Here is a 23,561-nt window from a genome sequence, read left to right as displayed (position 1 = left end):
GCGCATGAACTTCGCTCCCATCTACCTCGACTGGAACGCGACCACGCCGCTCGATCCGGCGGTGCGCGAGGCCATGCTGCCCTGGCTCGGCGCCGCCGAGCCGGCGCGCTTCGGCAACGCCTCCAGCCGCCACGAATACGGCCGCCAGGCGCGTGCCGCGGTGGACGAGGCGCGCGCGCGGGTGGCCGCGGCGGTCGGCGCGCACGCGACCGAGGTGATCTTCACCAGCGGCGGCTCGGAAGCCAACAATCTCTTCCTCAAGGGCGCCGCGCCCAACCGCGAGCCGGGCGTGGTGGCGGTGAGTGCGATCGAGCACCCCTGCGTGCGCGAGCCGGCCCGCCAGCTGCGGCGCGCGGGCTGGACGCTGCGCGAGATCGCGGTCGATGCGCAGGGCGTGATCGACCCCGCCGACTGGAGCGCGGTGCTGGAAGCCCGCCCGGGCCTGGTGTCGGTGATGCTGGCCAACAACGAGACCGGCGTGCTGCAGGACGTCGCCGCACTGGCGCGCGCGGCGCGCGCCGCCGGCGCCTGGTTCCACACCGACGCGGTGCAGGCGCTGGGCAAGGTGGCGGTGGATTTCCGCGCGCTCGGCGTGCATGCGATGACGCTGTCCGCGCACAAGATCGGCGGTCCGCTCGGCGCGGGTGCGCTGGTGCTGGACAAGCGCGTCGAGCTCGCGCCGCTGATCGCCGGCGGCGGCCAGGAGCGCGGGTTGCGCTCGGGGACCGAGAACGTGGCCGCGATCGTCGGCTTCGGCGTGGCTTGCGAGCGCGCGGTCGCGCGGCGCGAAGGCGAGGGCGTGCGCCTGGCCGCCCTGCGCGACGAACTCTGTGCCGCGCTCGCCGGGCGCGGCGCGCGGATCTTCTCGGCGGCTGCCCCGCGCCTGCCGAATACCGTATTCTTCGCGGTCGAGGACATCGACGGCGAGACCCTGGTCGGCCGCCTCGACCGTGCAGGCTTCGCGTGCGCGAGCGGCTCGGCGTGCTCGAGCGCGAACCCCGAACCGTCCCGCACCCTGCTGGCGATGGGCGTGGAGCGCGGGCTGGCGCGCGCCGCGGTGCGTGTGAGCCTCGGTCGCGACACGCGCGCGGACGACGTGCGCAGCTTCATCGAAACCTTCGTCCGGGTGACGGACGAACTCAAGAACCTGGCCTCGATCGGGGCCTGAACCGGCCACGCTGGCCATTCACCGAACTCGCTAACGAAGAAAGTGCGGAGAGACACAATGCTGAAGTTCCCCATCTACCTCGACTACTCGGCGACGACTCCGGTCGATCCGCGCGTGGCGGCAAAGATGATCCCCTGGCTGACCGAGCATTTCGGCAACCCGGCGAGCCGCTCGCACGCCTACGGCTGGGAGGCCGAGAAGGCGGTCGAGGATGCGCGCGAACAGGTCGCCGCACTGGTCAATGCCGACGCCAAGGAGATCATCTGGACCTCGGGCGCGACCGAATCGAACAACCTCGCCATCAAGGGGGCGGCGCACTTCTACCAGGGCAAGGGCAAGCACCTGATCACCGTGAAGACCGAGCACAAGGCGGTGCTCGACACCGTGCGCGAGCTCGAGCGCGAGGGTTTCGAGGCCACCTATCTCGACGTGCAGGAGAACGGGCTGATCGACCTCGAGGTGTTGAAGGCGGCGATCCGTCCCGACACCATCGTGGTCTCGGTGATGTTCGTGAACAACGAAGTCGGCGTGGTGCAGCCGATCGCCGAAATCGGCGAGATCTGCCGTGAGAAGGGCATCGTGTTCCACGTAGATGCGGCGCAGGCCACCGGCAAGGTCGATATCGACCTCGACAGGCTCAAGGTCGACCTGATGAGCTTCTGTGCGCACAAGACCTACGGCCCGAAGGGCATCGGCGCACTGTACGTGCGCCGCAAGCCGCGCGTCCGCCTGGAAGCGCAGATGCACGGCGGCGGCCACGAGCGCGGCCTGCGCTCGGGCACGCTCGCCACCCACCAGATCGTCGGCATGGGCGAGTCCTTCCGCATCGCGCGCGAGGAGATGGCCGAGGAGAACGCCCGCGTCGGCAAGCTGCGCGACCGCCTGCTCGCCGGCCTCACCGACCTCGAGGCCACCTTCGTGAACGGCGATCTCGCGCAGCGCGTGCCGCACAACCTCAACATTTCCTTCGCCTACGTCGAAGGCGAGTCGCTGATCATGGCGGTCAAGGACATTGCGGTGTCCTCCGGCTCGGCCTGTACCTCGGCCAGCCTGGAACCATCCTACGTGCTGCGCGCGCTCGGCCGCAACGACGAGCTCGCGCACAGCTCGATCCGCTTCACCATCGGCCGCTTCACCACCGAGGAAGAGATCGACTACACGATCAAGCTCCTGCACGACAAGATCGGCAAGCTGCGCGAGCTCTCGCCGCTGTGGGAGATGTACAAGGACGGCGTCGACCTCGACGCGGTGCAGTGGGCAGCCCACTGAACTTTAGTGCAGAAGATGATGTAAATTGCAGGTGAAGCGATTCACCGCCCCAGCAGGAGAAAAAACATGGCATACAGCGAAAAGGTCCTCGACCACTACGAAAACCCCCGCAACGTCGGCTCCTTCGGCAAGGAAGAAGAAGGCGTGGCCACCGGCATGGTCGGCGCGCCCGCCTGTGGCGACGTCATGAAGCTGCAGATCAAGGTCGGCAAGGACGGCGTGATCGAAGACGCGAAGTTCAAGACCTACGGCTGCGGCTCGGCGATCGCCTCGAGCTCTCTGGTCACCGAGTGGGTCAAGGGCAAGACCCTCGACCAGGCGCTCGACATCAAGAACACCCAGATCGCCGAAGAGCTTGCGCTGCCGCCGGTCAAGATCCACTGCTCGATCCTCGCCGAAGATGCGATCAAGGCCGCCGTGGCGGACTATAAAAAGAAGCATGAGGCCTGAGCGGCCTTCGTCGAAGAGGAGGAAACATGGCTGTCACGCTATCTGAATCGGCTGCGCGCCACGTCTCGAACTTCATCGCCAAGCGCGGCAAGGGCTTCGGCATCCGTCTGGGCGTGAAGACCTCGGGCTGTTCGGGCATGGCCTACAAGCTCGAGTTCGTCGACCAGACGGAAGACGAGGACGAGGTCTTCGAGAGCCACGGCGTCAAGGTCGTCATCGACCCCAAGAGCCTGGCCTATCTCGACGGCACCGAGCTCGACTTCGTCAAGGAGGGCCTCAACGAGGGCTTCAAGTTCAACAACCCGAACGTCAAGGACCAGTGCGGGTGCGGCGAGAGCTTCAACGTCTGAGCCGGACCCGATGAGCATCGACCTGACGCAGGACTACTTCGCCCTCTTCGGCCTCCCGCGCCGCTATGCCCTCGACGAAGGCGCGCTCGAAGCCGCCTGGCACGAGCTGCAGGGGCGCGTGCATCCCGACCGCCACGCGCACCTGTCCGACTTCGAGAAGCGGCGCTCGATGCAGTGGGCGACGCGGGTCAATGAAGGCTTTCGCGTGCTGCGCAAGCCGCTCGCGCGCGCCCAGTACCTGCTCGAGCTCGCCGGCGTCGACGCCGCGCTCGAGACCAACACCGCGATGTCCCCCGAGTTCCTGATGGAGCAGATGGAGTGGCGCGAGGCGGTGGAGGAGGCGCGCGAGGCGGCCGAGGTCTCCGAGCTCGAAGATCTGCACAGGCGCCTGCTCGGGCATGCGCGCGAGGTGCGCGGGCATCTCGCCGCGCAGCTCGACGAGCACCAGGACTACGAGGCCGCGGCCGACACCGTGCGTCGGCTGATGTTCATCGAGAAGCTCCAGCAGGAAATCGACGAAGCGCTGCTCGCGCTCGAAAACTAGAACTCGAAAAGGCACGGAACAGCACCGATGGCTCTGTTGCAAATCACCGAACCCGGCATGTCCACCGAGCCGCACCAGCACCGGCTCGCCGTCGGCATCGACCTCGGGACCACCAATTCGCTCGTCGCCACCGTGCGCAACGGCATCGCGATCTGCCTGCCCGACGAGGCCGGCCGCACCATGCTGCCCTCGGCCGTGCGCTATCACGCCGATGGCGGCATCGAGGTCGGTCTGGGTGCGCTCAAGGCGCAGGCGGTCGATCCGCGCAACACCATCGTCTCGGTCAAGCGCTTCATGGGCCGCGGCCTCAAGGACGTCACCCACATCGAGGCGATGCCCTACGACTTCGAGGACAGCCCCGGGATGGTGCGGCTGCGCACGGTGCAGGGCGTCAAGAGCCCGGTGGAGGTCTCCGCCGAGATCCTGCGCCGCCTGCGCGAACGCGCCGAGGCCAGCCTCGGCGGCGCGCTGGTCGGCGCGGTGATCACCGTGCCGGCCTACTTCGACGACGCCCAGCGCCAGGCCACCAAGGACGCGGCGCGCCTGGCCGGGCTCGACGTGCTGCGCCTGCTCAACGAACCGACCGCCGCCGCGGTGGCCTACGGCCTCGACAACGCGGCCGAGGGCGTCTACGCGGTGTACGACCTGGGCGGGGGCACCTTCGACCTCTCCATCCTCAAGCTCTCGCGCGGCGTGTTCGAGGTGCTGTCGACCAACGGCGACGCCGCGCTCGGCGGCGACGACTTCGATCATCGCCTGTTCTGCTGGATCCTCGACCGCGCCAAGATCTCGCCGCCCTCGCTGGAAGACGCGCGCCGCCTGCAGATGAAGGCGCGCGAGGCCAAGGAGCTGTTGACGAGCTGTGACGAGGCCCCGGTGCATGTGCGCCTGGCCTCGGGCGAAGAGGTCGACCTCGTGGTGACCCGCGAGGAGTTTGCCGAGATGACCACGCATCTGGTCCAGAAGACCCTGGCCCCGGTGCGCAAGGCCTTGCGCGACGCCGGCCTCGCGCCCGACGAGATCAAGGGTGTGGTGATGGTGGGGGGCGCGACCCGCATGCCCCACGTCCAGCGCGCGGTCGCGAACTACTTCGGCCAGGAGCCCCTGACCAACCTCGACCCCGACAAGGTCGTCGCACTGGGCGCGGCGATGCAGGCAAACGTGCTCGCAGGCAACCGCGCCGACCAGGACGACTGGCTGCTGCTCGACGTCATCCCGCTCTCGCTCGGCCTCGAGACCATGGGCGGCCTGGTCGAGAAGGTCGTGCCGCGCAACGCCACGCTGCCGATCGCGCGCGCGCAGGAATTCACCACCTTCAAGGACGGCCAGACCGCGATGGCCTTCCATGTCGTGCAGGGCGAGCGCGAGCTCGTCTCCGACTGCCGCTCGCTCGCGCGCTTCGAGCTGCGCGGCATTCCCCCCATGGTGGCGGGCGCGGCGCGCATCCGCGTGACCTTCCAGGTCGATGCCGACGGCCTGCTGGCGGTGTCGGCGCGCGAGATGTCCTCGGGCGTCGAGGCCAGCGTGCTGGTCAAGCCCTCGTACGGCTTGTCGGACGACGAGATCGCCGAGATGTTGCGCTCGGGCGTGGATCACGCCGGCGACGACATGGCCGCGCGCGCGCTGCGCGAGCAGCAGGTCGAGGCCGACCGTGTCGTCGAAGCCACCGAGCAGGCGCTCGGCCACGACGGCCACCTGCTCTCCGCCGTCGAGTCCGCCGAAATCCGCAGCGTGATCGCGCGCCTGCGCGAGCTGCGCGCCGGCACCGACAACCGTGCCATCAAGGCCGGCATCGACGCGCTCGCGCGCGCCACCGACACCTTCGCCGCGCGCCGCATGGACAACAGCATTCGCAGCGCGCTGACCGGCCACAAGGTCGACGAACTCCCCATCTGATACTTCGCCCATGACCCAGATCATCGTCCTGCCCCACGTCGAACTCTGCCCGGACGGCAGCGTCCTCGAGGCCGCCCCCGGCACCACCCTCTGCGACGCGCTGCTCGAGCACGGCATCGACATCGAACACGCCTGCGAGAAGTCCTGTGCCTGCACCACCTGCCACGTCATCGTGCGCGAGGGGTTCTCCTCGCTGAACGTCGCCGAGGACGAGGAGGAAGACCTGCTCGACAAGGCCTGGGGCCTGGAACCGCAGTCGCGCCTGTCCTGCCAGGCGGTGGTCGCCGCGACCCCGCTGGTGGTCGAGATCCCGCGCTACACCATCAACATGGCTCGCGAAGGAAAGCACTGACATGAAGTGGACCGAGGTTCAGGAGATCGCCATCCAGCTCGCCGACGCCCACCCCGACGTCGACCCGACCCGGGTGAATTTCGTCGACCTGATGAACTGGACGATGGCGCTGCCCGATTTCGACGACGATCCCAAGCGCTGCGGCGAACGCATCCTCGAAGGCATCCAGCAGGCCTGGATCGACGAGGTCGCCTGAAGGTGCGCGCGTCCGGTGCGCGAGCGCCGGACGCGGCATGCGTCGTCGTCGACGCGGTTCGGCTGGAATCGCGACTGGCGTCGCGCCTACGGGGGACTCCCGCGTCGCTCAATACGCCCCGCGCGCGACCGTTTCGGTGGACTCGTTGAGTTCCAGCCAATAGTGCCCGATCAGTCCGATCGCGCGCTCGAAGCGGTCGAAATCCACCGGCTTGCGGATGTAGCTGTTCGCTCCGAGGCGGTAGGCCTGGGCGAGATCGAGCGGCTCCCGCGAGGTGGTCAGCACCACCACCGGCAGCAGCGCCGTGCGCTGGTCGGCGCGGATGCGGCGCAGCACCTCCAGGCCGTCGATGCGCGGCAGCTTGAGGTCGAGCAGCACGACCGCCGGCAGCGGCGGCAGCGGCTGTCCCGCGCGACTCCCGGTCGAGAACAGGTACTCCACCGCCTCCACGCCGTCGTGCGCCACCACCACCGGGCTGGTGATGCGGTTGCGCGACAGGGCGTGGAGCGTCAGCGCCTCGTCGTCCGGATTGTCCTCGACCAGCAGGATCGGTCTTTCGCTTGCCATGTTCCTGAATGAGGTGAGGGGGGTAGGGGCGGCCGAGGCCGCCGAGGCGGCGGGATTACAGGTCCTTGCGCCGCAGGACGAACACCATGTCGTCGCCGCCGCGGGTAGGCAGCCACTCGAAGGGCAGGTCGGGGAAGGCGGCTTCGACGATGGCGCGATTATGCCCGACCTCGACCGCCAGGATGCCTTCGGGATTGAGGTGTTCGGCAGCCTCGGCGAGCAGGCGGCGCACCACGTCCAGCCCGTCCTCACCCGAGGCGAGCGCCATCTGCGGCTCGTGCAGGTACTCCGGCGGCAGGGCTTCCATGGCCTCTGCGGTCACGTAGGGCGGGTTGCTCAGGATGAGGTCGAAGCGGCGGCCTTCCAGCCCCTCGAAGACATCGCCGTGCACCAGCTCGATGCGATCCTCCAGGCCGTAGTCGGCAACGTTGATGCGCGCCACATCGAGCGCGTCCTCCGACAGGTCGACCGCGCTCACGTGCGCGTTCGGGAAAGCGTGCGCCATCAGGATCGCCAGGCAGCCCGAACCGGTGCACATGTCGAGCACGCTGCCTACCGCCTCCGGATCCTCCACCCAGGGCGCGAAGCCGTCCTCGAGCAACTCGGCGAAGAAGGAGCGCGGCACGATCACGCGCGGATCGACGGTGAAGCGGAAGTCGCCCAGCCAGGCCTCGCCGAGGATGTAGGCGGTGGGGACGCGCTCGTCGACGCGCTGCTCGATGGCTTCGAGCAGGCCGATGCGCTCCTCGGACGGGATGCAGGCGTCCATGAACGGCTCCAGGCGGTCGAGCGGCAGGGCGAGGCTGCCGAGGATCAGCCACACCGCCTCGTCGAAGCTGTCCTGCACGCCATGGCCGCAGAAGACGCCGGCGCGATTGAAGCGGGTGACGGCGTAGCGTAGCCAGTCGCGCACGGTCACGAGCTCGGCGAGCGGGCCGTGTTCATGCTCGTGGTCGTCGTGCTGTTCAAGGGCGAGGTTGTCGTCGTCGGCGTGTTGTTGGTTGGCCATGGCAAGTCTGTTCGGTAGATTGGGGGCGGAGGGGGCCGTCATCGCGACTTGCGTCGCTCCTACAGGCGGCCGGGGACGAGCAGGGCGGTCAAGGTGCGCTCATAAACCACGGACAAGGGTTCGATCGCATCGGCTGCGATGTGCTCGTCGATCTTGTGGATCGAAGCATTGACCGGGCCGAACTCGACTACCTCGGCGCAGATCTCGGCGATGAAGCGGCCGTCGGAGGTGCCGCCGGTCGTCGACAGTTCTGTCTCGACTCCCAGCGTCTCCCGGATCGCGGCCGACAGCGCGCCGACCAGCCTGCCGCGCCCGGTGATGAAGGGCTTGCCGGACAGGTGCCAGTCGATCTCGTAGTCCAGCCCGTGGCGGTCGAGCACCTCGCAAGTGCGGCTTTTCAGCTCGTCCGCGCTCGACACCGAGCCGAAGCGGAAATTGAACATCACCTCGCACACACCGGGGATCACGTTGTTGGCGCCGGTGCCGGCGTGGATGTTCGACACCTGCCAGGTCGTGGGCGGGAAGAACTCGTTGCCCTGGTCCCAGTCGCTCGCCGCGAGCTCGGCGAGCGCCGGCGCGAAAAGGTGGATCGGGTTGCGGGCGAGCTGCGGGTAGGCGACGTGGCCCTGCTGGCCCTTGACCCGCAGCGTACCCGACAGCGAGCCGCGGCGGCCGTTCTTGATCATGTCGCCGAGCGTCTGCACCGAGGTCGGCTCGCCCACCACGCAGTAGTCGAGGCGCTCGCCGCGCGCGGCCAAGGCCTCGACCACCTTGACCGTGCCATGGGTGGCGATGCCTTCCTCGTCCGACGTCAGCAGCAGCGCGATGCTGCCAGCGTGGTCGGGATGGGCGGCGACGAAGCGTTCGATGGCGGTGACGAAGGCGGCAAGCGAGGACTTCATGTCGGCCGCACCGCGACCGTACAGCACGCCGTCGCGGATCGTAGGTGCGAAGGGCGGCGAGGACCACGCGCTGTCCGGCCCGGGCGGCACGACGTCGGTGTGGCCGGCGAAGCACAGCACGGGCGCCGCAATGCCGCGCCGCGCCCACAGGTTGCAGACGCCGCCGCTGTCGATGCGTTCGAGGCGGAAGCCGAGCGGGGCAAGGCGGGAGGCGACGAGTTCGAGGCAGCCGGCGTCCTCCGGCGTGACGGAGGGGCGGGCGATGAGCTCGCAGGCGAGCGCGAGGGTGGAGGAGCTGGAGGGGCTGGTCTGCATGGGGGAGGGCGGCCGCGCGGGCGCCTAGTTGTTGTTGAGGTCCAGGGTGAACTCCTGGAAGGAGGCACCTTCCGTGTTGGTCGCCTCGAAGCCGGAGATGGCACTGTTGCCGTTGACGGTCAGCATCGGATCGCTCTGCATCTGCGCGTTGTTGATCAGCCAGTGCAGGTTGCTCGGCGAGTCGGCGTTGGCGAGCGCCTCCTCGAGGGTGATGATGTTGTCGTGGTGGAGACGGTAGAGCGCCTGCTCGAAGGTCTGCGAGCCCTGGGCGAGCGACTGCTCCATGGCCTCCTTGATCGCATTGAGCTCGCCGCGCTCGACCAGCTCGGCGATGTGCCGCGTGTTCATGAGGATCTCGACGGCCGGGATGCGCTTGCCGTCGGGCTTGCGCACCAGGCGCTGGGAGATCACGCAGCGCAGCGCCACCGCGAGGTCGAGGTAGAGCAGCTGGCGGTTCTCCAGCGGGAAAAAGTTGACGATGCGATTGAGCGCGTGATAAGCGTTGTTGGCATGCAACGTCGCCAGGCACAGGTGGCCGGTCTGCGAGTACGAGATGGCGGCTTGCATGGTCTCGCGGTCGCGGATCTCGCCGATCAGGATGCAGTCGGGCGCCTGGCGCATCGCGTTGCGCAGCGCCTCACCCCAGCTCAGGGTGTCGATGCCCACCTCGCGCTGGTTGACCACCGATTTGCGGTGCTTGAAGAGGTATTCGATCGGATCCTCGATGGTGAGGATATGGCCGCTGCGGTTGCGGTTGCGGTGGTCGATCATGGCCGCGAGCGTGGTGGACTTGCCCGAGCCGGTCGCGCCCACCACGAGCACCAGGCCGCGCTTCTCCAGCACGATGTCGTCCAGCACCGGCGGCAGGCCGAGCGCGCCGATGCTCGGAATGTCGCTCTGGATGTAGCGCACCACCACGGCCATCGAGTTGCGCTGCCAGAACACGTTGACGCGGAAGTTGCCGAGATCGCGCCGACCGAAGGACAGGTTGAGCTCGCGCTCGCGTTCGAGCACCGCCTGCTGGGCCGGGGTGATCGCCTCATGCAGCATGCGCTGGATCATCAGCGGGTCCATGACCTGCTGGTTGATCGGCATGGTGTGACCCTGGATCTTGATGTGGATCGGGGTGCCGGCGGTGATGAAGATGTCCGAAGCTTTCTTTTCGGCCATCAACTGGAAGAGATTGTCGAAGATCACGCCTTCGGACTCCTGTCGTCACCCAAGGATTTGCCCGGGAACCGCGCGCAGGCCGGTCCCCGGAGTGCGCCGCTCAGGCGCCGCGCAGCAGCTCGTTGATGCCGGTCTTGGCGCGGGTCTGCGCGTCCACCTTCTTGACGATCACCGCGCAGTACAGGCTGTACTTGCCGCAGGCCGAAGGCAGGCTGCCGGGCACCACGACGGCGCCCGCCGGCACGCGGCCGTAGGTGATCTCGCCGGTCTCGCGGTCGTAGATCTTGGTGCTCATGCCGATGTACACGCCCATCGACAGCACCGCGTTCTCCTCGATGATCACGCCCTCCACGACCTCGGAGCGCGCGCCCACGAAGACGTTGTCCTCGATGATCACCGGTCCGGCCTGCACCGGCTCGAGCACGCCGCCGATGCCCACGCCGCCCGACAGGTGCACGTTCTTGCCGATCTGCGCGCACGAACCGACGGTGGCCCAGGTGTCGACCATCGTGCCTTCGTCCACATAGGCGCCGATGTTCACGTAGGACGGCATCAGCACGACGTTCCGGCCGATGAAGCTGCCTTTGCGGGCGACCGCCGGCGGCACCACGCGGAAGCCACCCTCGCGGAACTGCTCGGGAGTGTAGTCGCCGAACTTGGTCGCCACCTTGTCGAAGAAGTTGAGGCCGCCGGCCTGCACCAGCTCGTTGTCGCGCAGGCGGAAGGAGATCAGCACGGCCTTCTTGATCCACTGGTTGACCACCCACTGGCCGTCCTTCTTCTCGGCCACGCGCAGCGTGCCGGCATCCAGGCCGGCGATGACCTCTTCGACCGCGTTGCGGATCTCTGCCGGGGCGGAAGTGGGCGACAGGCTGGCGCGGTTCTCGAAGGCGGTGTCGATGATCGATTGCAGAGCGTGCATTGGGGGGTTCTCTCTCAGAGGGTTTTGCAGAAATCGATGATGCGCCCGGCGGCCTCGACACATTCGTGGGTGTCGGCCACCAGCGCGATGCGCACGAAGCCGGCGCCCGGGTTGACGCCATTGGATTCGCGGGCCAGGTAGCTGCCCGGCAGGACCGTCACATTATATTCAGCCTGCAGACGGCGGGCGAACTCGGTATCGGGCAGCGGCGTACGCACCCAGTAGTAGAAGCCGGCATCGGGCAGGCGCACCGGCAGCCAGGGCTGCAGCATGGGCGTGATGCGGGCGAACTTCTCGCGGTAGAGGCGGCGGTTTTCCTCGACGTGCTCTTCGTCGTTCCAGGCCACCACCGAGGCCGCCTGCACCGCCGGGTTGAGGGCGCAGCCGTGGTAGGTGCGATAGAGCAGGAAATCCCCGAGGATCTTCGCGTCGCCCGCGACGAAGCCCGAGCGCATGCCGGGCACGTTCGAGCGCTTGGACAGGCTGGAGAACATCACCACGTTGCGGAAGTCGGTGCGCCCCAGGCGCCAGGCCGCCTCCAGGCCCCCGATCGGCTTGTCGGCGTCGTCGAAATAGATCTCCGAATAGCACTCGTCGGCGGCGATGACGAAGCCGTAGCGGTCCGAGAGCTCGAACAGCGTCTTCCACTCGTCTAACGTCAACAGCCGGCCGGTGGGATTGCCAGGCGAGCACACGTAGACGAGTTGGATGTCGCGCCAGGTGGCCTCGTCGATGCTGCCGAAGTCCGAGCCGAAGTCGCTCTCGGGCAGGTTGTTGATGAAGATCGGCTCGGCGTTGGCGAGCAGGGCCGCGCCCTCGTAGATCTGGTAGAAGGGGTTCGGGCACAGCACCTTGGCGCCCGGCTTCGTTCCGTCGACCACGCACTGCGCGAAGGCGAAGAGCGCCTCGCGCGTGCCCGCGACCGGGATCACCTGGCTGGCCGGGTCGATCTTCGGCAGCCCGTAGCGGCGCTCGAGCCAGTGCGCGATCGCGCCGCGCAGCGCGTCGCTGCCGAGCGTGGCGGGATAGCTCGACAGGCCGCCGAGGTTGTCGGCCAGGGTCTGGCGGATGAAACCGGGGGTGGGGTGCTGCGGCTCGCCGATCGACAGCCGGATCGGCTTGAGGTGCGCAGGCGGCTCGACACCGGCGAAGAGGGCGCGCAGCTTTTCGAAGGGATAGCTCTGCAGGCGGGCGAGGTTAGGATTCACGGGTACGCGGGCTCCTTGGCCGGCAATGGACGCGGGCGCCGAGTATACCTGCGTATGGCGGCGGCGCCCGTCGGAAGGCGACGGCGCGAATCCGGGCACAGGACCGCGCTGCGCGGCGACGATGCCTGAATCCGCTGCGTAACGTTTCGATGCGAGGCGGACGCACGGGATGACTTCGGCAGGGTGGTATGATGCCGGCCGCAAAAGCGGAGTGCGGCGGGGTGGATCGCCGGCCTGCACGTCCCGCTGTCTTCCCACTGCCCGCTGTGCGTCTCTCCAAGCTCAAACTCGCCGGTTTCAAGACCTTCGTCGATCCCACCACCGTGCTCACCCCCGGCAACCTCGTCGGAGTGGTCGGGCCCAATGGCTGCGGCAAGTCGAACATCATCGACGCCGTGCGCTGGGTGCTGGGCGAGACGCGCGCGTCCGCGTTGCGCGGCGAGTCGATGCAGGACGTGATCTTCAACGGCTCGACCACGCGCAAGCCGGTGTCGCGCGCGAGTGTCGAGCTGGTCTTCGACAACGCCGAGGGCAGGGCCGCCGGGCAGTGGTCGCGCTATGCCGAGATCTCGGTGAAGCGTGTGCTCGACCGCTCGGGCGAGTCGACCTATTACATCAACAACGTCCATGTCCGCCGCAAGGACGTGATCGACCTCTTCCTGGGCACCGGTCTGGGTCCGCGCGCTTACGCGATCATCGAGCAGGGCATGATCTCGCGCATCATCGAGGCGCGCCCGGAAGAGATCCGTGGCTTCCTGGAGGAGGCCGCGGGCGTCACCAAGTACCGCGAGCGGCGCAAGGAGACCGAGGGTCGGCTGCGCGACGCGCGCGACAACCTCGCCCGCCTCGACGACATCCGCATGGAGCTCGGCGAGCGCATCGTGCACCTCGAGGCGCAGGCCGCGGTGGCGGCGCGCTACCGCGAGCTCGACGCGGCGCACGTCGAGAAGCAGCAGCTCTTGTGGCTGGTCAAGCGCAACGAGGCGCGCGCCGAGCAGGCGCGCGTGGCGGCCTCCCTGAACGAGGCGAGCAGCCGCATCGAGGCCGACAGCGCCCGCCTGCAGGAGCTCGAGACCAGCGTGGAGTCGCGGCGCGACGCGCACTTCGAGGCATCCGAAGCGGTGCACGTGGCGCAGAACGACCTGTTCGCGGCGAGCGCCGAGGTCGCACGCCTGGAGACCGAGCTGCAGCATCTCGGCGAGGCGCGCAGGCGGCTGGAGGCGCGCCTGGCGCAGCTCGAACTCGACCGCGGGCACTGGTCCTCGCGCCGCGAGACGCTCGCCGCCGACCGCGCGCGCTGGCAGGAACTCGCCGAGAACGCAGCGCTGCGCGCCGAGCACGCCGAGGCCCGCCACCTGGAGATCGCCGACCGCCTGCCTGAGCTGGACTCTTCGCGCCAGGGCGCCGACGCGACCATGGCGGCGGCGCGCCGCGAGCTCGCCCAGACCGAGCAGCAATTGCGCGTCGAGGAAACCAAGCGCGCGAGTGCCTTGCGTGCGCTCGAAGCCCTGCAACAGCGTCGCGGCCGCCTGGAGGGCGAGCGCGGCGGGATCGTCGGCCCGGACGAGCGTGTGCTCGCCGAGCGCGAGGCGCGGCTCGAAGCGCTGCAGGACGAGCTGGAGGTGCACCAGCAGGAACTCGCCGCGGCGCAGCCGCGCCTGCCCGACGCGCAGGCCGCGCTGAAGGCGGCGCTGGAGCATGAGCGTGCGGTGCAGCGCCGGCTCACCGAGCTGCGCGCGCGTCGCGACGCCCTGATGCAGCTGCAGGCGCGCGTGCAGTCGCAGGGCAAGCTCGGCGACTGGCTCGAGCGCCACGGCCTCGACCAGCTGCCGCCGCTGTGGAAGCAGCTGCAGGTGGCGGCGGGCTGGGACGAGGCGGTGCAGGCCGTGCTGCGCGAGCGCCTCGCCGCGCTCACCTCGCCCGATCCCGCGCTCGCGCTCGCGGCCGCACGCACCGTGCTCGACGAGACGCCCCCCGAATCGCTCGCCATCGCGCTTCCGGCAAGGTCCGGCGCACCCGCCGAGCGCGCGAATTCTGCACAAGGACCGCTTTCGCCGCAGGGCCGCGTGACCGTCGCCACGACGGCGACGGAATCGTCGACGGCAATCGCGACGGATGTCGCTCCTGCGGTGTTGGCGCTGGCGGGGCTGGTGGAGGTGCGGGATCCGGCCTTGCGCGCGCTGGTGGACGACTTTCTGGCCGGGGCGTGGGCGGTGGAGCGGCTGGAGGACTGGCTGCCACTGCGCGCGCAGCTGGCGCCGAGCACCTGCCTCGTCGGCCCGCGCGGCCAGGTGCTGACCCGCGACGCGCTGGTGCACCACGCCCCCGACGCACGCACCCACGGCGTGATCGAGCGCCAGCGCGAGATCGAGGGGCTCTCCGCCGAATTGCAGGCGCACGAGGACGAGGCCCACCTCGCGCATGACGCGCTCGTCGTGGCCGAGTCGGCTGCGAGCGCGCTGCAGGAACGCATCAACGGCCTGCGCCGCGAGTTGCAGACCATCCAGGCACAGGTGCATGCCGAGCAGGTCGAGGTGCTCAAGCTCGCGCAGGCACGCGCCCGCGCGCAGGAGCGTCGCGAGCAGCTCGCCCGCGACCTCGAAGATATCGTCCATCTCGAGAGCGCAGAGCGCGAGCACCTCACCCGCGCCGAGCTCGAACAGGCGCGCGCGGCCGAGCTCGCGGAGTTGCAGCGCGAACGCCTCGACGCCGCCACCGAGGTGCTGCGCGAGCGCGAACACGCCGTGCGGGAGGCCCGCGCGCTCGAACAATCGGCCGCGCGCGAGTTGCAGGAAGCGAGGTTTTCCGAGCGCGAGTGCGCGGGCAAGCTCGAGGACATCGCACGCAACCAGCAGCTCGCCGGCGAGCAGCTCGAACGCGTCGTCGCCGAGCTCGCCGCGCGTGCCGCCGAGCTCGACGCCACCGACGACCACCGCAGCGCCGAAGCACTGCAAGAGGCGCTCGCGCTGCGGGGGCGCCGCGAGGCCGCGCTCGCCGCCCGCCGCGATGCGCTCGCCGAGGCCGCTGCGGCGCTCAAGCAGGTCGAGGAGCTGCGCCTGCGCACCGAGCACGAGGCCGCGCCGATCCGCGCCCGCGTGGCCGAGCTGCGCCTCGCGCTGCAGGCCGCCGAACTCGCGGTTGCCCAGTTCGAGGAGCGCCTCGTCGAGGCCCGCGCCGACGAGGCGGCGCTCGCGCCGCTGCTCGCCGCCGAGCCCAAGGAATCCACCCTGCAGCGCGAAGTCGCCCGCCTGGCGCGCGAAATCGCCGAGCTTGGCGCGGTCAACATGGCCGCGCTCGACGAGCTCACGACCGCCTCCGAGCGCAAGGGCTACCTCGACGCGCAGACCGAGGACCTGCTGCAGGCCATCGACACCCTGGAAGATGCCATCCGGCGCATCGATCGCGAGACGCGCGAGCAGCTTCAGGACACTTACAATACGGTCAATCGGCAGTTCGGCGCCCTGTTCCCGCAGTTGTTCGGCGGCGGACGGGCGGAACTGGTGCTGACCGGCGAGGAGATCCTCGACGCCGGCATCCAGATCGTCGCCCAGCCGCCGGGCAAGAAAAACGCGTCGATCCATCTGCTCTCGGGCGGGGAAAAGGCACTCACCGCGATCGCGCTGGTGTTCTCGATGTTCCAGCTCAATCCGGCCCCGTTCTGCATGCTCGACGAGGTGGATGCGCCGCTGGACGACACGAACACCGAGCGCTATGCGAACATGGTCAAGCGCATGTCCGCACAGACGCAGTTCATCTTCATCAGCCACAGCAAGATCACGATGGAATTCGCGCAGCAGCTGGTGGGGGTGACGATGCAGGAGCAGGGCGTCTCGCGGGTGGTGGAAGTCGATATCGAAGAGGCGCTGCGCCTGGCCGACCCGGCCGCAGCGTGACGCAGGACAAGCTACACGGAGCAATTCTGGGATCCAAATGGACAGCGAACTTCAGATCGCGCTGATCGGCGCCGGCATCGCCGCGGTGGTGCTGGTGGTGGGCTACAACAAATGGCAGGAGCGCCGCCACCGACGCGAGGCCGAGCGGGCCTTCAAGTCCGAGCACCGTGACGTGCTGCTCGAACCGCGCGAGGAGCCCGCCGAGGGCGAGCGTCGCGAACCCGGCATCGGTGCCGCCGAAGACGAGCCGCGCCGCTTCAGCGAGGCGCCGATGAAGCGCAGCACGCCCGAGTTGCCACGCCTGCTCGATGCGCGCGCCGACTGCGTGATCCGCCTCGAGACCATCGAGGCGCTCGAGGTCGGCCGTGTGTGGGCGATCCAGGCCGAGCAACTCGCCGGGCTGGGCAAGCCGGTGTACTGGTTCGGCTTCAACGATGCGGAGAACGTCTGGCAGCCGCTCGGTCCCGACAGCAGCGGCGCCTGCCACTGGTTCTGCGCCGCGCTGCAGCTGGTCAACCGCCAGGGCTCGATCGGCGAGACCGACTTCATGCGCTTCTCGGGCGGCGTGCAACGCGTGGCCGATGCGCTGATGAGCCTGCCCCCGGCGCTGCCGCCGCGCGGCGAGACCCTGCGCAACGCCACAGAGCTCGACCGCTTCTGCGCCGATGTCGACGTGCAGATCGGCATCAACGTCGTCTCCCGCGAAGGCCAGTTCGAAGGCCGCGCGATCCACGCCGTGGCCGAGAAGCACGGCCTGCGCCTCGGGGCCGACGGCGCTTACCACATGGTCGATGGCGAGCACAGCGTGTTCACGGTGGCCAACCTCGAGTCCGGTCGCTTCTCGCCCGAGAGCCTCAAGGGCCTGGTGACGCGCGGGCTGACGCTGGTGATCGACGTGCCGCGAGTGAGCAACGGCGGTGCCGCCTTCGACCGCATGATGAAGATGGCGACCACGCTCGCCGGCGAACTCGGTGGCGACGTGGTCGACGACAACCGTGCGCCCTTCGGCGCCGAGGCGGCGACGATCATCCGCAACCAGATCGGCCAGTTCCAGAGCCGCATGGCCGACCACGACATCCCCGCCGGCAGCCCGCTCGCCCTGCGCCTGTTCTCCTTGTGATGGACCTGTTCGCCGAAGACGGCCGCGGCGAGACCGCGGCCGACGCCGCCGCACGCGCAGCGGCCCTGCGCGCCGAGATCGCGCGTCACGACCATGCCTATTACGTGCTCGACGCGCCGACGATTCCCGACGCCGAGTACGATCGCCTGTTCCGCGAGCTGCAGGCCATCGAGCGGGCGTACCCGGCGCTGCGCAGTGCCGACTCGCCGACGCAGCGGGTGGGCGGCAAGGCGCTCGCGCAGTTCGCCACGGTGCGCCACCGCGTGCCCATGCTGTCGATCTCCACCGAGACCGACACCGAGGCGAGCGGGGCGTTCGCGTTCGATGCGCGCGTGCGCCGCGCGCTCGGCCTCGACGAGGACGATGCGGCGGTGGCCTACGCCGCCGAGCTCAAGTTCGACGGCCTCGCGATCAGCCTGCGCTACGAGGACGGCGTGCTCGTGCAGGCTGCTACCCGCGGCGACGGCGAGACCGGGGAGGACGTCACGAGCAACGTGCGCACGGTGAAGGCGATCCCGCTGCGCCTGCTCGGCGAGGCGCCGCCGGTGCTGGAGGTGCGCGGCGAGATCTACCTGCGCCGCGACGACTTCGAGCGCCTCAACGCGCGCCAGGCGGAGGCCGGCGAGAAGATCTTCGTCAATCCGCGCAACGCCGCCGCCGGCAGCATCCGCCAGCTCGACCCCGGCATCGCCGCGCGCCGGCCCTTGTCCTTCTACGCCTACGGGCTGGGCGAGGTCGCCGGTTGGACGCTGCCCGCGACCCATACCGAGGTGCTGGACGCGCTCGCCGCCTTCGGCCTGCCGGTGTGCGGCCACCGCGCGCAGGTGCGCGGCGCAGAGGGGCTGGCGGCCTTCCACGCACGTATCGGCGCACTGCGCGACACGCTGCCCTTCGACATCGACGGCGTCGTCTACAAGGTCGACACGCTCGCGCTGCAGAAGCAGCTCGGCTTCGTCACCCGCGAGCCGCGCTGGGCGGTGGCGCACAAGTACCCTGCTCAGGAGGCGGTGACGCTGCTGCGCGACATCGAGGTGCAGGTCGGCCGCACCGGCGCGCTGACCCCGGTGGCGCGCCTCGAGCCGGTCTTCGTCGGCGGCGTCACGGTCACCAACGCCACGCTGCACAACCAGGACGAGATCGACCGCAAGGACGTGCGCATCGGCGACTGGGTGATCGTGCGCCGTGCAGGCGACGTGATCCCCGAGGTGGTGGCGCCGATCCTGGAGCGCCGCGGCGGCGAACTGCCGCGCTTCGTGCTGCTCGACCGGTTCCCCACCTGTCCGGTGTGCGGTTCGCATGTGGTGCGCGGCGAAGACGAAGCGGTCGCGCGCTGCACCGGCGGGCTGTTCTGCCCGGCCCAGCGCAAGCAGGCGCTGCTTCACTTCGCCGGCCGACGTGCGATGGACATCGAAGGACTGGGCGACAAGCTGGTCGATCAGCTTGTGGACGCGGCGATCGTGAAGACGCCGGTCGACCTCTACCGCCTCGGCGTGCTCGCGCTCGCCAACCTCGAGCGCATGGGCGAGAAGTCGGCGCAGAATCTGCTGATGGCGATCGAGAAGAGCCGTGGCACCACGCTGGCGCGCTTCATCTTCTCGCTCGGCATCCGCAACGTCGGCGAGGCCACCGCGCGCGACCTCGCACGCCACTTCGGCAAGCTCGACGCGCTGATCGCGGCCGACGTCGATGCCCTGCAGCAGGTGCCCGACGTGGGGCCCATCGTGGCGAAATGCATCGCCGAGTTCTTCGCCGAGCCGCACAATCGCGAGGTGATCGAGCAGTTGCGTGCCGCCGGCGTGCATTGGGCCGAGGGCGAGCCGCAGGGCTCGGTGGCCGGCGCACTCGCGGGCAAGACCTTCGTGCTCACCGGCACGCTGCCGACCCTGAGCCGCGACGAGGCCAAGGCGCGGATCGAGGCCCGCGGCGGCAAGGTCGCCGGCTCGGTGTCGAAGAAGACGCACTACGTGGTCGCCGGCGCCGAGGCGGGCTCCAAGCTCGAGAAGGCGCAGGCGCTCGGGCTCGCCATCCTCGACGAGGACGGTCTGCGCGTGCTGCTGAACGAAACGGATACAAACGCTTGATGCAAACCGCGCACGCTTGCCGCATGATCGCGCCCGCTGTTGCGTCGCAACCCCCTCTATTCATGGGAGAGCAATAAAAATGAAGAAAGTCACCAAGGCGATTTTTCCTGTGGCCGGCATGGGTACGCGCTTCCTGCCCGCCACCAAGGCGAGCCCGAAGGAGATGCTGCCGATCGTCGACAAGCCCTTGATCCAGTACGCAGTGGAAGAGGCGGTCGCCGCCGGCATCACCGACATGATCTTCATCACCGGTCGCACCAAGCGCTCGATCGAGGACCACTTCGACAAGGCCTACGAACTCGAGACCGAGCTCGAGGCGCGCGGCAAGAAGCAGCTGCTCGAGATCGTGCGCCAGACGGTGCCGAAGGGCGTCAACTGTATCTACATCCGCCAGTCCGAGGCGCTCGGCCTCGGCCATGCCGTGCGCTGCGCCAGCCACGTGGTGAGCGACGAGGCCTTCGCGGTGATCCTCGCCGACGACCTGCTCGACAACAAGGATGGCACGCCGGTGTTGAAGCAGATGGTGGATGTGTACAACTATCACCGCTGCTCGGTGCTCGGCACGATGAATGTGCCGCGCGAGGAAACCCGCAGCTACGGCATCGTCAGCACCGAATCCGACAAGGGCCAGGTGCAGCGCATGACCGGCATCGTCGAGAAGCCCAAGCCCGAGGAAGCACCGACGACCCAGGCCGTGGTCGGTCGCTACATCCTGACCCCGCGCATCTTCGATCACATCCGTGCGTTGAAGCCCGGCGCCGGTGGCGAGTACCAGCTCACCGACGCGATCGCATCGCTGCTCAAGGAGGAGGCCGTGCTGGCCTTCCAGTTCGACGGCGTGCGCTACGACTGCGGTTCGAAGCTCGGCTACCTGAAGGCGACGATCGAGTTCGGGTTGCGCCATCCGGAAACTGGTGGCGACTTCGCGGCCTACCTGAGCGGGCGCTTCGGCGCCGAAGGCAAGGCGGCGAAGGCAGCCAAGTAAGTCCCGTCTCGCGCGTCGAGGCGGGTCGGAAACGGGCGGCCGCGGGTCGCCCGTTTCACATCGTCTTGAGGTACTCGAGCAGGTCTGCCTTGTCCGTGGCGGGGAGAGTGGTTCCGAACGCGTGACCACGGTTGCTGCCACCACGGGCCCCGACGTCGTGCACGGTGCCGATGCGTTCGGCCTCCGGGCCGTGGGTGACGAAGCCGACCCGGTCCGGATCATAGACGTCGTAACCGCGCCAGAAGCGGGTGGGGCGCTGCGCGGGCGGTTCGAGCAGGTCGCGCAGCGAGGGCACCGAGCCGTTATGCAGGTAGGGCGCGCGCAGCCAGATGCCGTCGAGGAAGGCGGCGACGTAGCCGGTCAGCGGGGCTTCGACCAGGCCCGGGCGCTCGATGCCCATCCCGGCCACCACCTGATTCGCTTCGCGCGCCGCGCGTTCGTTCCAGGTCGCGATGCGCTCCGCGCTGGTGCCGACCTCGGCAAGCGGGATCACCGTTCCGGTGCGCGCCGATGCGTGGCAGCTGGCGCAGGTCGTGTCGAACACCTGCTTGCCGCGCGCTACAGCGGCGGTATCGATTGCGAACGGATACGGCGGCGCACGTTTCGCCGAAACGTATTCGATGAGCCAGCGCACCTCGCCGAGGAACTCGGCGTTGTCCTTGGGTGGTGCGCCGAGCAGGCCGAGCGCGGAGTCGATCACCACCGAATACGCGTCGTGGCTGTCGCCGGCGAAGTTCATGCGCATGCCCTGATCGGCGCGGTACTTGCCGAGGTTCCACAGCGAAGGCATGTCGGTCGGGCCGAAACTGTCGTCCATCGGCCAGCGGATCATGAAGTACTTGGTCAGGTTCATCGCATCGTCGCGGCCGCGGCCCCAGGGCGGGAAATCGTCGCGGTACAGCCAGGCGAACTGCTGTTCGCGCTCGAGCAGGCGCTTGCGCGTGATCGGGATGATCACGAAGCGATAGAGCAGGCGGTCGATGAAGGACAGGTCGGTGACCAGATTGATCTCGGCCATCAGGTTGTCGGCGTTGAAGCGTGGGTCTTTCGCGCAGTCGACCAGAAAGCGGAAGAAGGCCCACAGGTTCAGCGTGTGATTGGGGCCGGTCGGCACGAAAGTCGGCGCCGCATCGGCCTGGGTGCGGTAGCTCGTGGTGTGGCAGGACGCGCAGTTGTTGGCCACGCGCGGAAAGCCCACCACCTTCTTCGAGAAGCCGACCGGCAGCTCCTGGCCTTCTTCCCACACCACGCCGAAGGCGGCGTAGCCGCCCGGGCCCGGCAGCTTGTCGGGAAACATCCGCGGCAGCACGTAGAAGATCCAGTAGGGGATGCCGGCATCGCGTTCGGCACCGATCGAGCCGTACTTGAAGCGCATGTCGGGATCGCTGGTGATCCATTCCGGCTGCGCTTCCTCGCGAAAGAACTTGTACCAGGCGAAGGCGCCGCCGGCGGCGCCGAGCGCGAGCAGCACGAGCAGCGCAACGAGCAGGCTGCGGCCGGTGTTGCGGCGCCGGCCGAGGAGCCGGGTGGGGCGCGGCCCCGGATTCGTGCAGGGGGCGAATTTCATGGCGGCACTCCTCGCATCAGAAGGTCTTCAGGTGCTCGACCAGCGCATCCTTGTCCGCGGCGGGCAGATCGGTGCCATAGGCCGGGCCTTCGTGACCGCTGTTGCCGTTGCCCGGCAGCGTGGTGTCGAACAGGAAGTGATCGGTTGCGGTCTGGGCCCTGCCCGTCGGCGCGGCGCATTGCGCAGGATCGGCAGCGCTGGCGAAGCCGACCCGCACCGCATCGATCAGCGTGCCGCCGCGCACAAAGCACGTCGGCCGAGCGAAGGCGGGCTCGAGCAGATCGCGCAGGGTGGGCACGGAGCCGTTGTGCAGGTAGGGCGCGCGCAGCCAGATGCCGTCGAGCGGCATGTTGGCGTAGCCCCAGGTCTTGCGGAAATGGCGGAAACGATGCGGATAGCCCGCATAGAGGGTCGCCTGATTGACCGCCAGATCCCGGGTGTAGGAATCGAGCCGGGCGGGGTCGGTGGCGATGTCCGCGATCGGGGTGACATGGCCGACCTTCGGCCCTGCGAAGTCGCTGCCGCTCGCGCCGTGGCAATCGGCGCAATAGCGCGCATACAGCGCCGCGCCGCGCGCGGCGAGTGTCTTATCCACCGGCAGCGGCCACGCCGGCGGGCCGAGGTCGAGCAGCCAGGCCTCGACCCGGGAGATTGCCGCCAGGTCGATGGTGGGGGGCGTGGTGCCGGTACCGAAGGCTGCACTCTTGTTGCGCTCCTCGGTGTGGGTGTTGTTCCCGTCCCAGTGCAGTTCCATGCGCTCGCCATCGTCACGTTGCATGCGCTTGCGCTGGTTCCAGATCGACGGAAAATCGGCGGCGCCGAGGCGCTCGCGGGCAGGAAGTCGTTGCACCGGAAAATTGAACAGGACCTTTGCGGCGTTGAAGGTGTCGACCCGACCCGGCCCCCAGGGCGCTTGCGCGGACACGAAGCCAAAGCGCGCGCGCAGCATCAGCAGGCGCTCGCGCATCAACGCGATCGCCACCGGATAGACGAGGTAGCGATCGACGAGCCCGAGTCCGCCGCTCAGGCGCTCGATCTCCGGCACGATGAACTCACGCGAGAAGGTCGGGCCAGCGGCGCATTCGAAGAAGAAGCGCTGGAAGGCGAGAATGTCGAAGCGATGGGCGGGCATGCCGACGACCAGGCGTGCGGGCGCAGCGGGCGTGTCGCGAACGAGGCCGGCGTGGCAAGCGGCGCAGTTGAGGAAGACGCGATCGATGCCGAGGTGGCGCCGCTTCGACACGCCCACCGGCAGGTCGCGGCCTTCCTCGAAAATCAGGCCGAGCGACGCGTAGCCGGGACCGGGCAGATGTTCTGCGCACACGGTCGGCAAGGCCTGCCAGATCCAGTACGGGAAGCCCGATGCGCGCTCGCCGCCGGTCGAGCCGTACTTGAAGTGCTCCACCGGGTCTGCATGGACGACCGGCTCGTCCGGCACGAACCGCACGAGGGCATAGCCGCCCGCGAGCAGGAGCAGCAGCCAGGGCAGCAGCACGAGGATGCGGAGCAGCGTGCGCGCGAGGCGCAGGCGATGCGTTGTGGGGACGGACTCGGGCGTGTTCACGGTGACCTCGGATCTGCAGGACGGTGCGGTGCG

20 protein-coding genes are annotated in these 23,561 nt (G+C 68.8%); 12 read left to right on the top strand and 8 right to left on the bottom strand.

Features of this window, described 5'->3' with window-relative positions:
* Nucleotides 1–4: 4 nt before the first annotated feature.
* The 8 genes from PO78_RS09670 to iscX all read left to right on the top strand — a co-directional run bounded on the left by PO78_RS09670 (nucleotide 5) and on the right by iscX (nucleotide 6,225).
* Entirely contained in the window at nucleotides 5–1,168 is a 1,164-nt protein-coding gene (locus tag PO78_RS09670; protein WP_012585421.1) for a cysteine desulfurase family protein, read from the top strand.
* 57 nt (nucleotides 1,169–1,225) lie between these two features.
* Complete coding sequence (locus PO78_RS09665) at nucleotides 1,226–2,437, top strand: IscS subfamily cysteine desulfurase (RefSeq protein ID WP_004315116.1); 1,212 nt, start codon at nucleotides 1,226–1,228, stop codon at nucleotides 2,435–2,437.
* 66 nt (nucleotides 2,438–2,503) lie between these two features.
* A complete protein-coding gene (gene iscU, locus PO78_RS09660) occupies nucleotides 2,504–2,887 on the top strand; it encodes a Fe-S cluster assembly scaffold IscU (protein WP_004315115.1) in 384 nt (127 codons plus the stop codon).
* Nucleotides 2,888–2,913: 26 nt separating this feature from the next.
* Nucleotides 2,914–3,237, top strand: a complete 324-nt coding sequence (gene iscA / locus PO78_RS09655; protein WP_004315114.1) for an iron-sulfur cluster assembly protein IscA — start codon at nucleotides 2,914–2,916, stop codon at nucleotides 3,235–3,237.
* Nucleotides 3,238–3,247: 10 nt separating this feature from the next.
* Nucleotides 3,248–3,781: a Fe-S protein assembly co-chaperone HscB gene (hscB, locus tag PO78_RS09650; RefSeq protein WP_004315113.1), complete on the top strand. Its 534-nt coding sequence runs from the start codon at nucleotides 3,248–3,250 to the stop codon at nucleotides 3,779–3,781.
* A gap of 27 nt (nucleotides 3,782–3,808) precedes the next feature.
* Nucleotides 3,809–5,677: a Fe-S protein assembly chaperone HscA gene (hscA, locus tag PO78_RS09645; protein WP_012585420.1), complete on the top strand. Its 1,869-nt coding sequence runs from the start codon at nucleotides 3,809–3,811 to the stop codon at nucleotides 5,675–5,677.
* A 10-nt stretch (nucleotides 5,678–5,687) separates the two neighbouring features.
* Nucleotides 5,688–6,029: an ISC system 2Fe-2S type ferredoxin gene (fdx, locus tag PO78_RS09640; RefSeq protein ID WP_012585419.1), complete on the top strand. Its 342-nt coding sequence runs from the start codon at nucleotides 5,688–5,690 to the stop codon at nucleotides 6,027–6,029.
* Nucleotide 6,030: 1 nt separating this feature from the next.
* Nucleotides 6,031–6,225 carry a Fe-S cluster assembly protein IscX gene (gene iscX / locus PO78_RS09635; protein ID WP_004315108.1) on the top strand — a complete coding sequence of 65 codons (195 nt, stop codon included), beginning with the start codon at nucleotides 6,031–6,033 and terminating at the stop codon, nucleotides 6,223–6,225.
* A 108-nt stretch (nucleotides 6,226–6,333) separates the two neighbouring features.
* Here iscX and PO78_RS09630 read toward each other — a convergent pair whose 3' ends face one another.
* The 6 genes from PO78_RS09630 to dapC form a co-directional block, all read right to left on the bottom strand.
* Nucleotides 6,334–6,792, bottom strand: a complete 459-nt coding sequence (locus PO78_RS09630) for a response regulator (protein WP_004315106.1) — start codon at nucleotides 6,790–6,792, stop codon at nucleotides 6,334–6,336.
* Nucleotides 6,793–6,847: 55 nt separating this feature from the next.
* The gene (gene prmB, locus PO78_RS09625; RefSeq protein WP_004315104.1) at nucleotides 6,848–7,801 is read right to left on the bottom strand and encodes a 50S ribosomal protein L3 N(5)-glutamine methyltransferase; all 954 of its coding nucleotides are present in this window, start codon (nucleotides 7,799–7,801) and stop codon (nucleotides 6,848–6,850) included.
* 59 nt (nucleotides 7,802–7,860) lie between these two features.
* Complete coding sequence (gene dapE, locus PO78_RS09620; protein ID WP_012585418.1) at nucleotides 7,861–9,018, bottom strand: succinyl-diaminopimelate desuccinylase; 1,158 nt, start codon at nucleotides 9,016–9,018, stop codon at nucleotides 7,861–7,863.
* Between the two features lie 24 nt (nucleotides 9,019–9,042).
* On the bottom strand, nucleotides 9,043–10,215 hold the full coding sequence (locus PO78_RS09615) for a PilT/PilU family type 4a pilus ATPase (protein ID WP_004315100.1): 1,173 nt from the start codon (nucleotides 10,213–10,215) through the stop codon (nucleotides 9,043–9,045).
* Nucleotides 10,216–10,288: 73 nt separating this feature from the next.
* Nucleotides 10,289–11,110, bottom strand: coding sequence for a 2,3,4,5-tetrahydropyridine-2,6-dicarboxylate N-succinyltransferase (dapD, locus tag PO78_RS09610; protein ID WP_012585417.1), 822 nt, complete (start codon nucleotides 11,108–11,110; stop codon nucleotides 10,289–10,291).
* A 14-nt stretch (nucleotides 11,111–11,124) separates the two neighbouring features.
* On the bottom strand, nucleotides 11,125–12,318 hold the full coding sequence (gene dapC / locus PO78_RS09605) for a succinyldiaminopimelate transaminase (RefSeq protein WP_043743430.1): 1,194 nt from the start codon (nucleotides 12,316–12,318) through the stop codon (nucleotides 11,125–11,127).
* Nucleotides 12,319–12,584: 266 nt separating this feature from the next.
* Between dapC and smc the strand changes: the two genes are divergently transcribed.
* From smc to galU, 4 genes are all read left to right on the top strand, one after another.
* Nucleotides 12,585–16,211, top strand: a complete 3,627-nt coding sequence (smc, locus tag PO78_RS09600; protein ID WP_197068756.1) for a chromosome segregation protein SMC — start codon at nucleotides 12,585–12,587, stop codon at nucleotides 16,209–16,211.
* Between the two features lie 37 nt (nucleotides 16,212–16,248).
* Entirely contained in the window at nucleotides 16,249–17,331 is a 1,083-nt protein-coding gene (locus PO78_RS09595) for a cell division protein ZipA C-terminal FtsZ-binding domain-containing protein (protein ID WP_004301383.1), read from the top strand.
* Complete coding sequence (gene ligA / locus PO78_RS09590) at nucleotides 17,331–19,412, top strand: NAD-dependent DNA ligase LigA (protein ID WP_043743422.1); 2,082 nt, start codon at nucleotides 17,331–17,333, stop codon at nucleotides 19,410–19,412. The genes PO78_RS09595 and ligA overlap by 1 nt, the downstream gene beginning before the upstream one ends.
* A 79-nt stretch (nucleotides 19,413–19,491) precedes the next feature.
* Nucleotides 19,492–20,397 (top strand): UTP--glucose-1-phosphate uridylyltransferase GalU, encoded by a 906-nt coding sequence (gene galU, locus PO78_RS09585; RefSeq protein WP_004301387.1) that lies wholly within the window; start codon nucleotides 19,492–19,494, stop codon nucleotides 20,395–20,397.
* Between the two features lie 55 nt (nucleotides 20,398–20,452).
* On the opposite strand, the gene PO78_RS09580 is transcribed toward galU, so the two are convergent.
* Together PO78_RS09580 and PO78_RS09575 are read right to left on the bottom strand one after the other, a co-directional pair.
* Nucleotides 20,453–21,964, bottom strand: coding sequence for a c-type cytochrome (locus PO78_RS09580; protein WP_043743421.1), 1,512 nt, complete (start codon nucleotides 21,962–21,964; stop codon nucleotides 20,453–20,455).
* Between the two features lie 16 nt (nucleotides 21,965–21,980).
* Complete coding sequence (locus PO78_RS09575; protein WP_043743420.1) at nucleotides 21,981–23,528, bottom strand: c-type cytochrome; 1,548 nt, start codon at nucleotides 23,526–23,528, stop codon at nucleotides 21,981–21,983.
* Between the last annotated feature and the right edge of the window lie 33 nt (nucleotides 23,529–23,561).

It is taken from the genome of Thauera sp. SWB20 (genome assembly GCF_000831325.1).
GTDB lineage: Bacteria > Pseudomonadota > Gammaproteobacteria > Burkholderiales > Rhodocyclaceae > Thauera > Thauera aminoaromatica.
This window is presented reverse-complemented; position numbering and strand designations above follow the sequence as displayed.

Excerpts from the sequence above, each read along its gene's own strand:
- PO78_RS09670 (WP_012585421.1), top strand. The coding sequence starts at position 5 with ATGAACTTCGCTCCCATCTACCTCGACTGGAACGCGACCACGCCGCTC.
- PO78_RS09665 (WP_004315116.1), top strand. The coding sequence starts at position 1,226 with ATGCTGAAGTTCCCCATCTACCTCGACTACTCGGCGACGACTCCGGTC.
- iscU (WP_004315115.1), top strand. The coding sequence starts at position 2,504 with ATGGCATACAGCGAAAAGGTCCTCGACCACTACGAAAACCCCCGCAAC.
- iscA (WP_004315114.1), top strand. The coding sequence starts at position 2,914 with ATGGCTGTCACGCTATCTGAATCGGCTGCGCGCCACGTCTCGAACTTC.
- hscB (WP_004315113.1), top strand. The coding sequence starts at position 3,248 with ATGAGCATCGACCTGACGCAGGACTACTTCGCCCTCTTCGGCCTCCCG.
- hscA (WP_012585420.1), top strand. The coding sequence starts at position 3,809 with ATGGCTCTGTTGCAAATCACCGAACCCGGCATGTCCACCGAGCCGCAC.
- fdx (WP_012585419.1), top strand. The coding sequence starts at position 5,688 with ATGACCCAGATCATCGTCCTGCCCCACGTCGAACTCTGCCCGGACGGC.
- iscX (WP_004315108.1), top strand. The coding sequence starts at position 6,031 with ATGAAGTGGACCGAGGTTCAGGAGATCGCCATCCAGCTCGCCGACGCC.
- PO78_RS09630 (WP_004315106.1), bottom strand. The coding sequence starts at position 6,792 with ATGGCAAGCGAAAGACCGATCCTGCTGGTCGAGGACAATCCGGACGAC.
- prmB (WP_004315104.1), bottom strand. The coding sequence starts at position 7,801 with ATGGCCAACCAACAACACGCCGACGACGACAACCTCGCCCTTGAACAG.
- dapE (WP_012585418.1), bottom strand. The coding sequence starts at position 9,018 with ATGCAGACCAGCCCCTCCAGCTCCTCCACCCTCGCGCTCGCCTGCGAG.
- dapD (WP_012585417.1), bottom strand. The coding sequence starts at position 11,110 with ATGCACGCTCTGCAATCGATCATCGACACCGCCTTCGAGAACCGCGCC.
- PO78_RS09595 (WP_004301383.1), top strand. The coding sequence starts at position 16,249 with ATGGACAGCGAACTTCAGATCGCGCTGATCGGCGCCGGCATCGCCGCG.
- ligA (WP_043743422.1), top strand. The coding sequence starts at position 17,331 with ATGGACCTGTTCGCCGAAGACGGCCGCGGCGAGACCGCGGCCGACGCC.
- galU (WP_004301387.1), top strand. The coding sequence starts at position 19,492 with ATGAAGAAAGTCACCAAGGCGATTTTTCCTGTGGCCGGCATGGGTACG.
- PO78_RS09580 (WP_043743421.1), bottom strand. The coding sequence starts at position 21,964 with ATGAAATTCGCCCCCTGCACGAATCCGGGGCCGCGCCCCACCCGGCTC.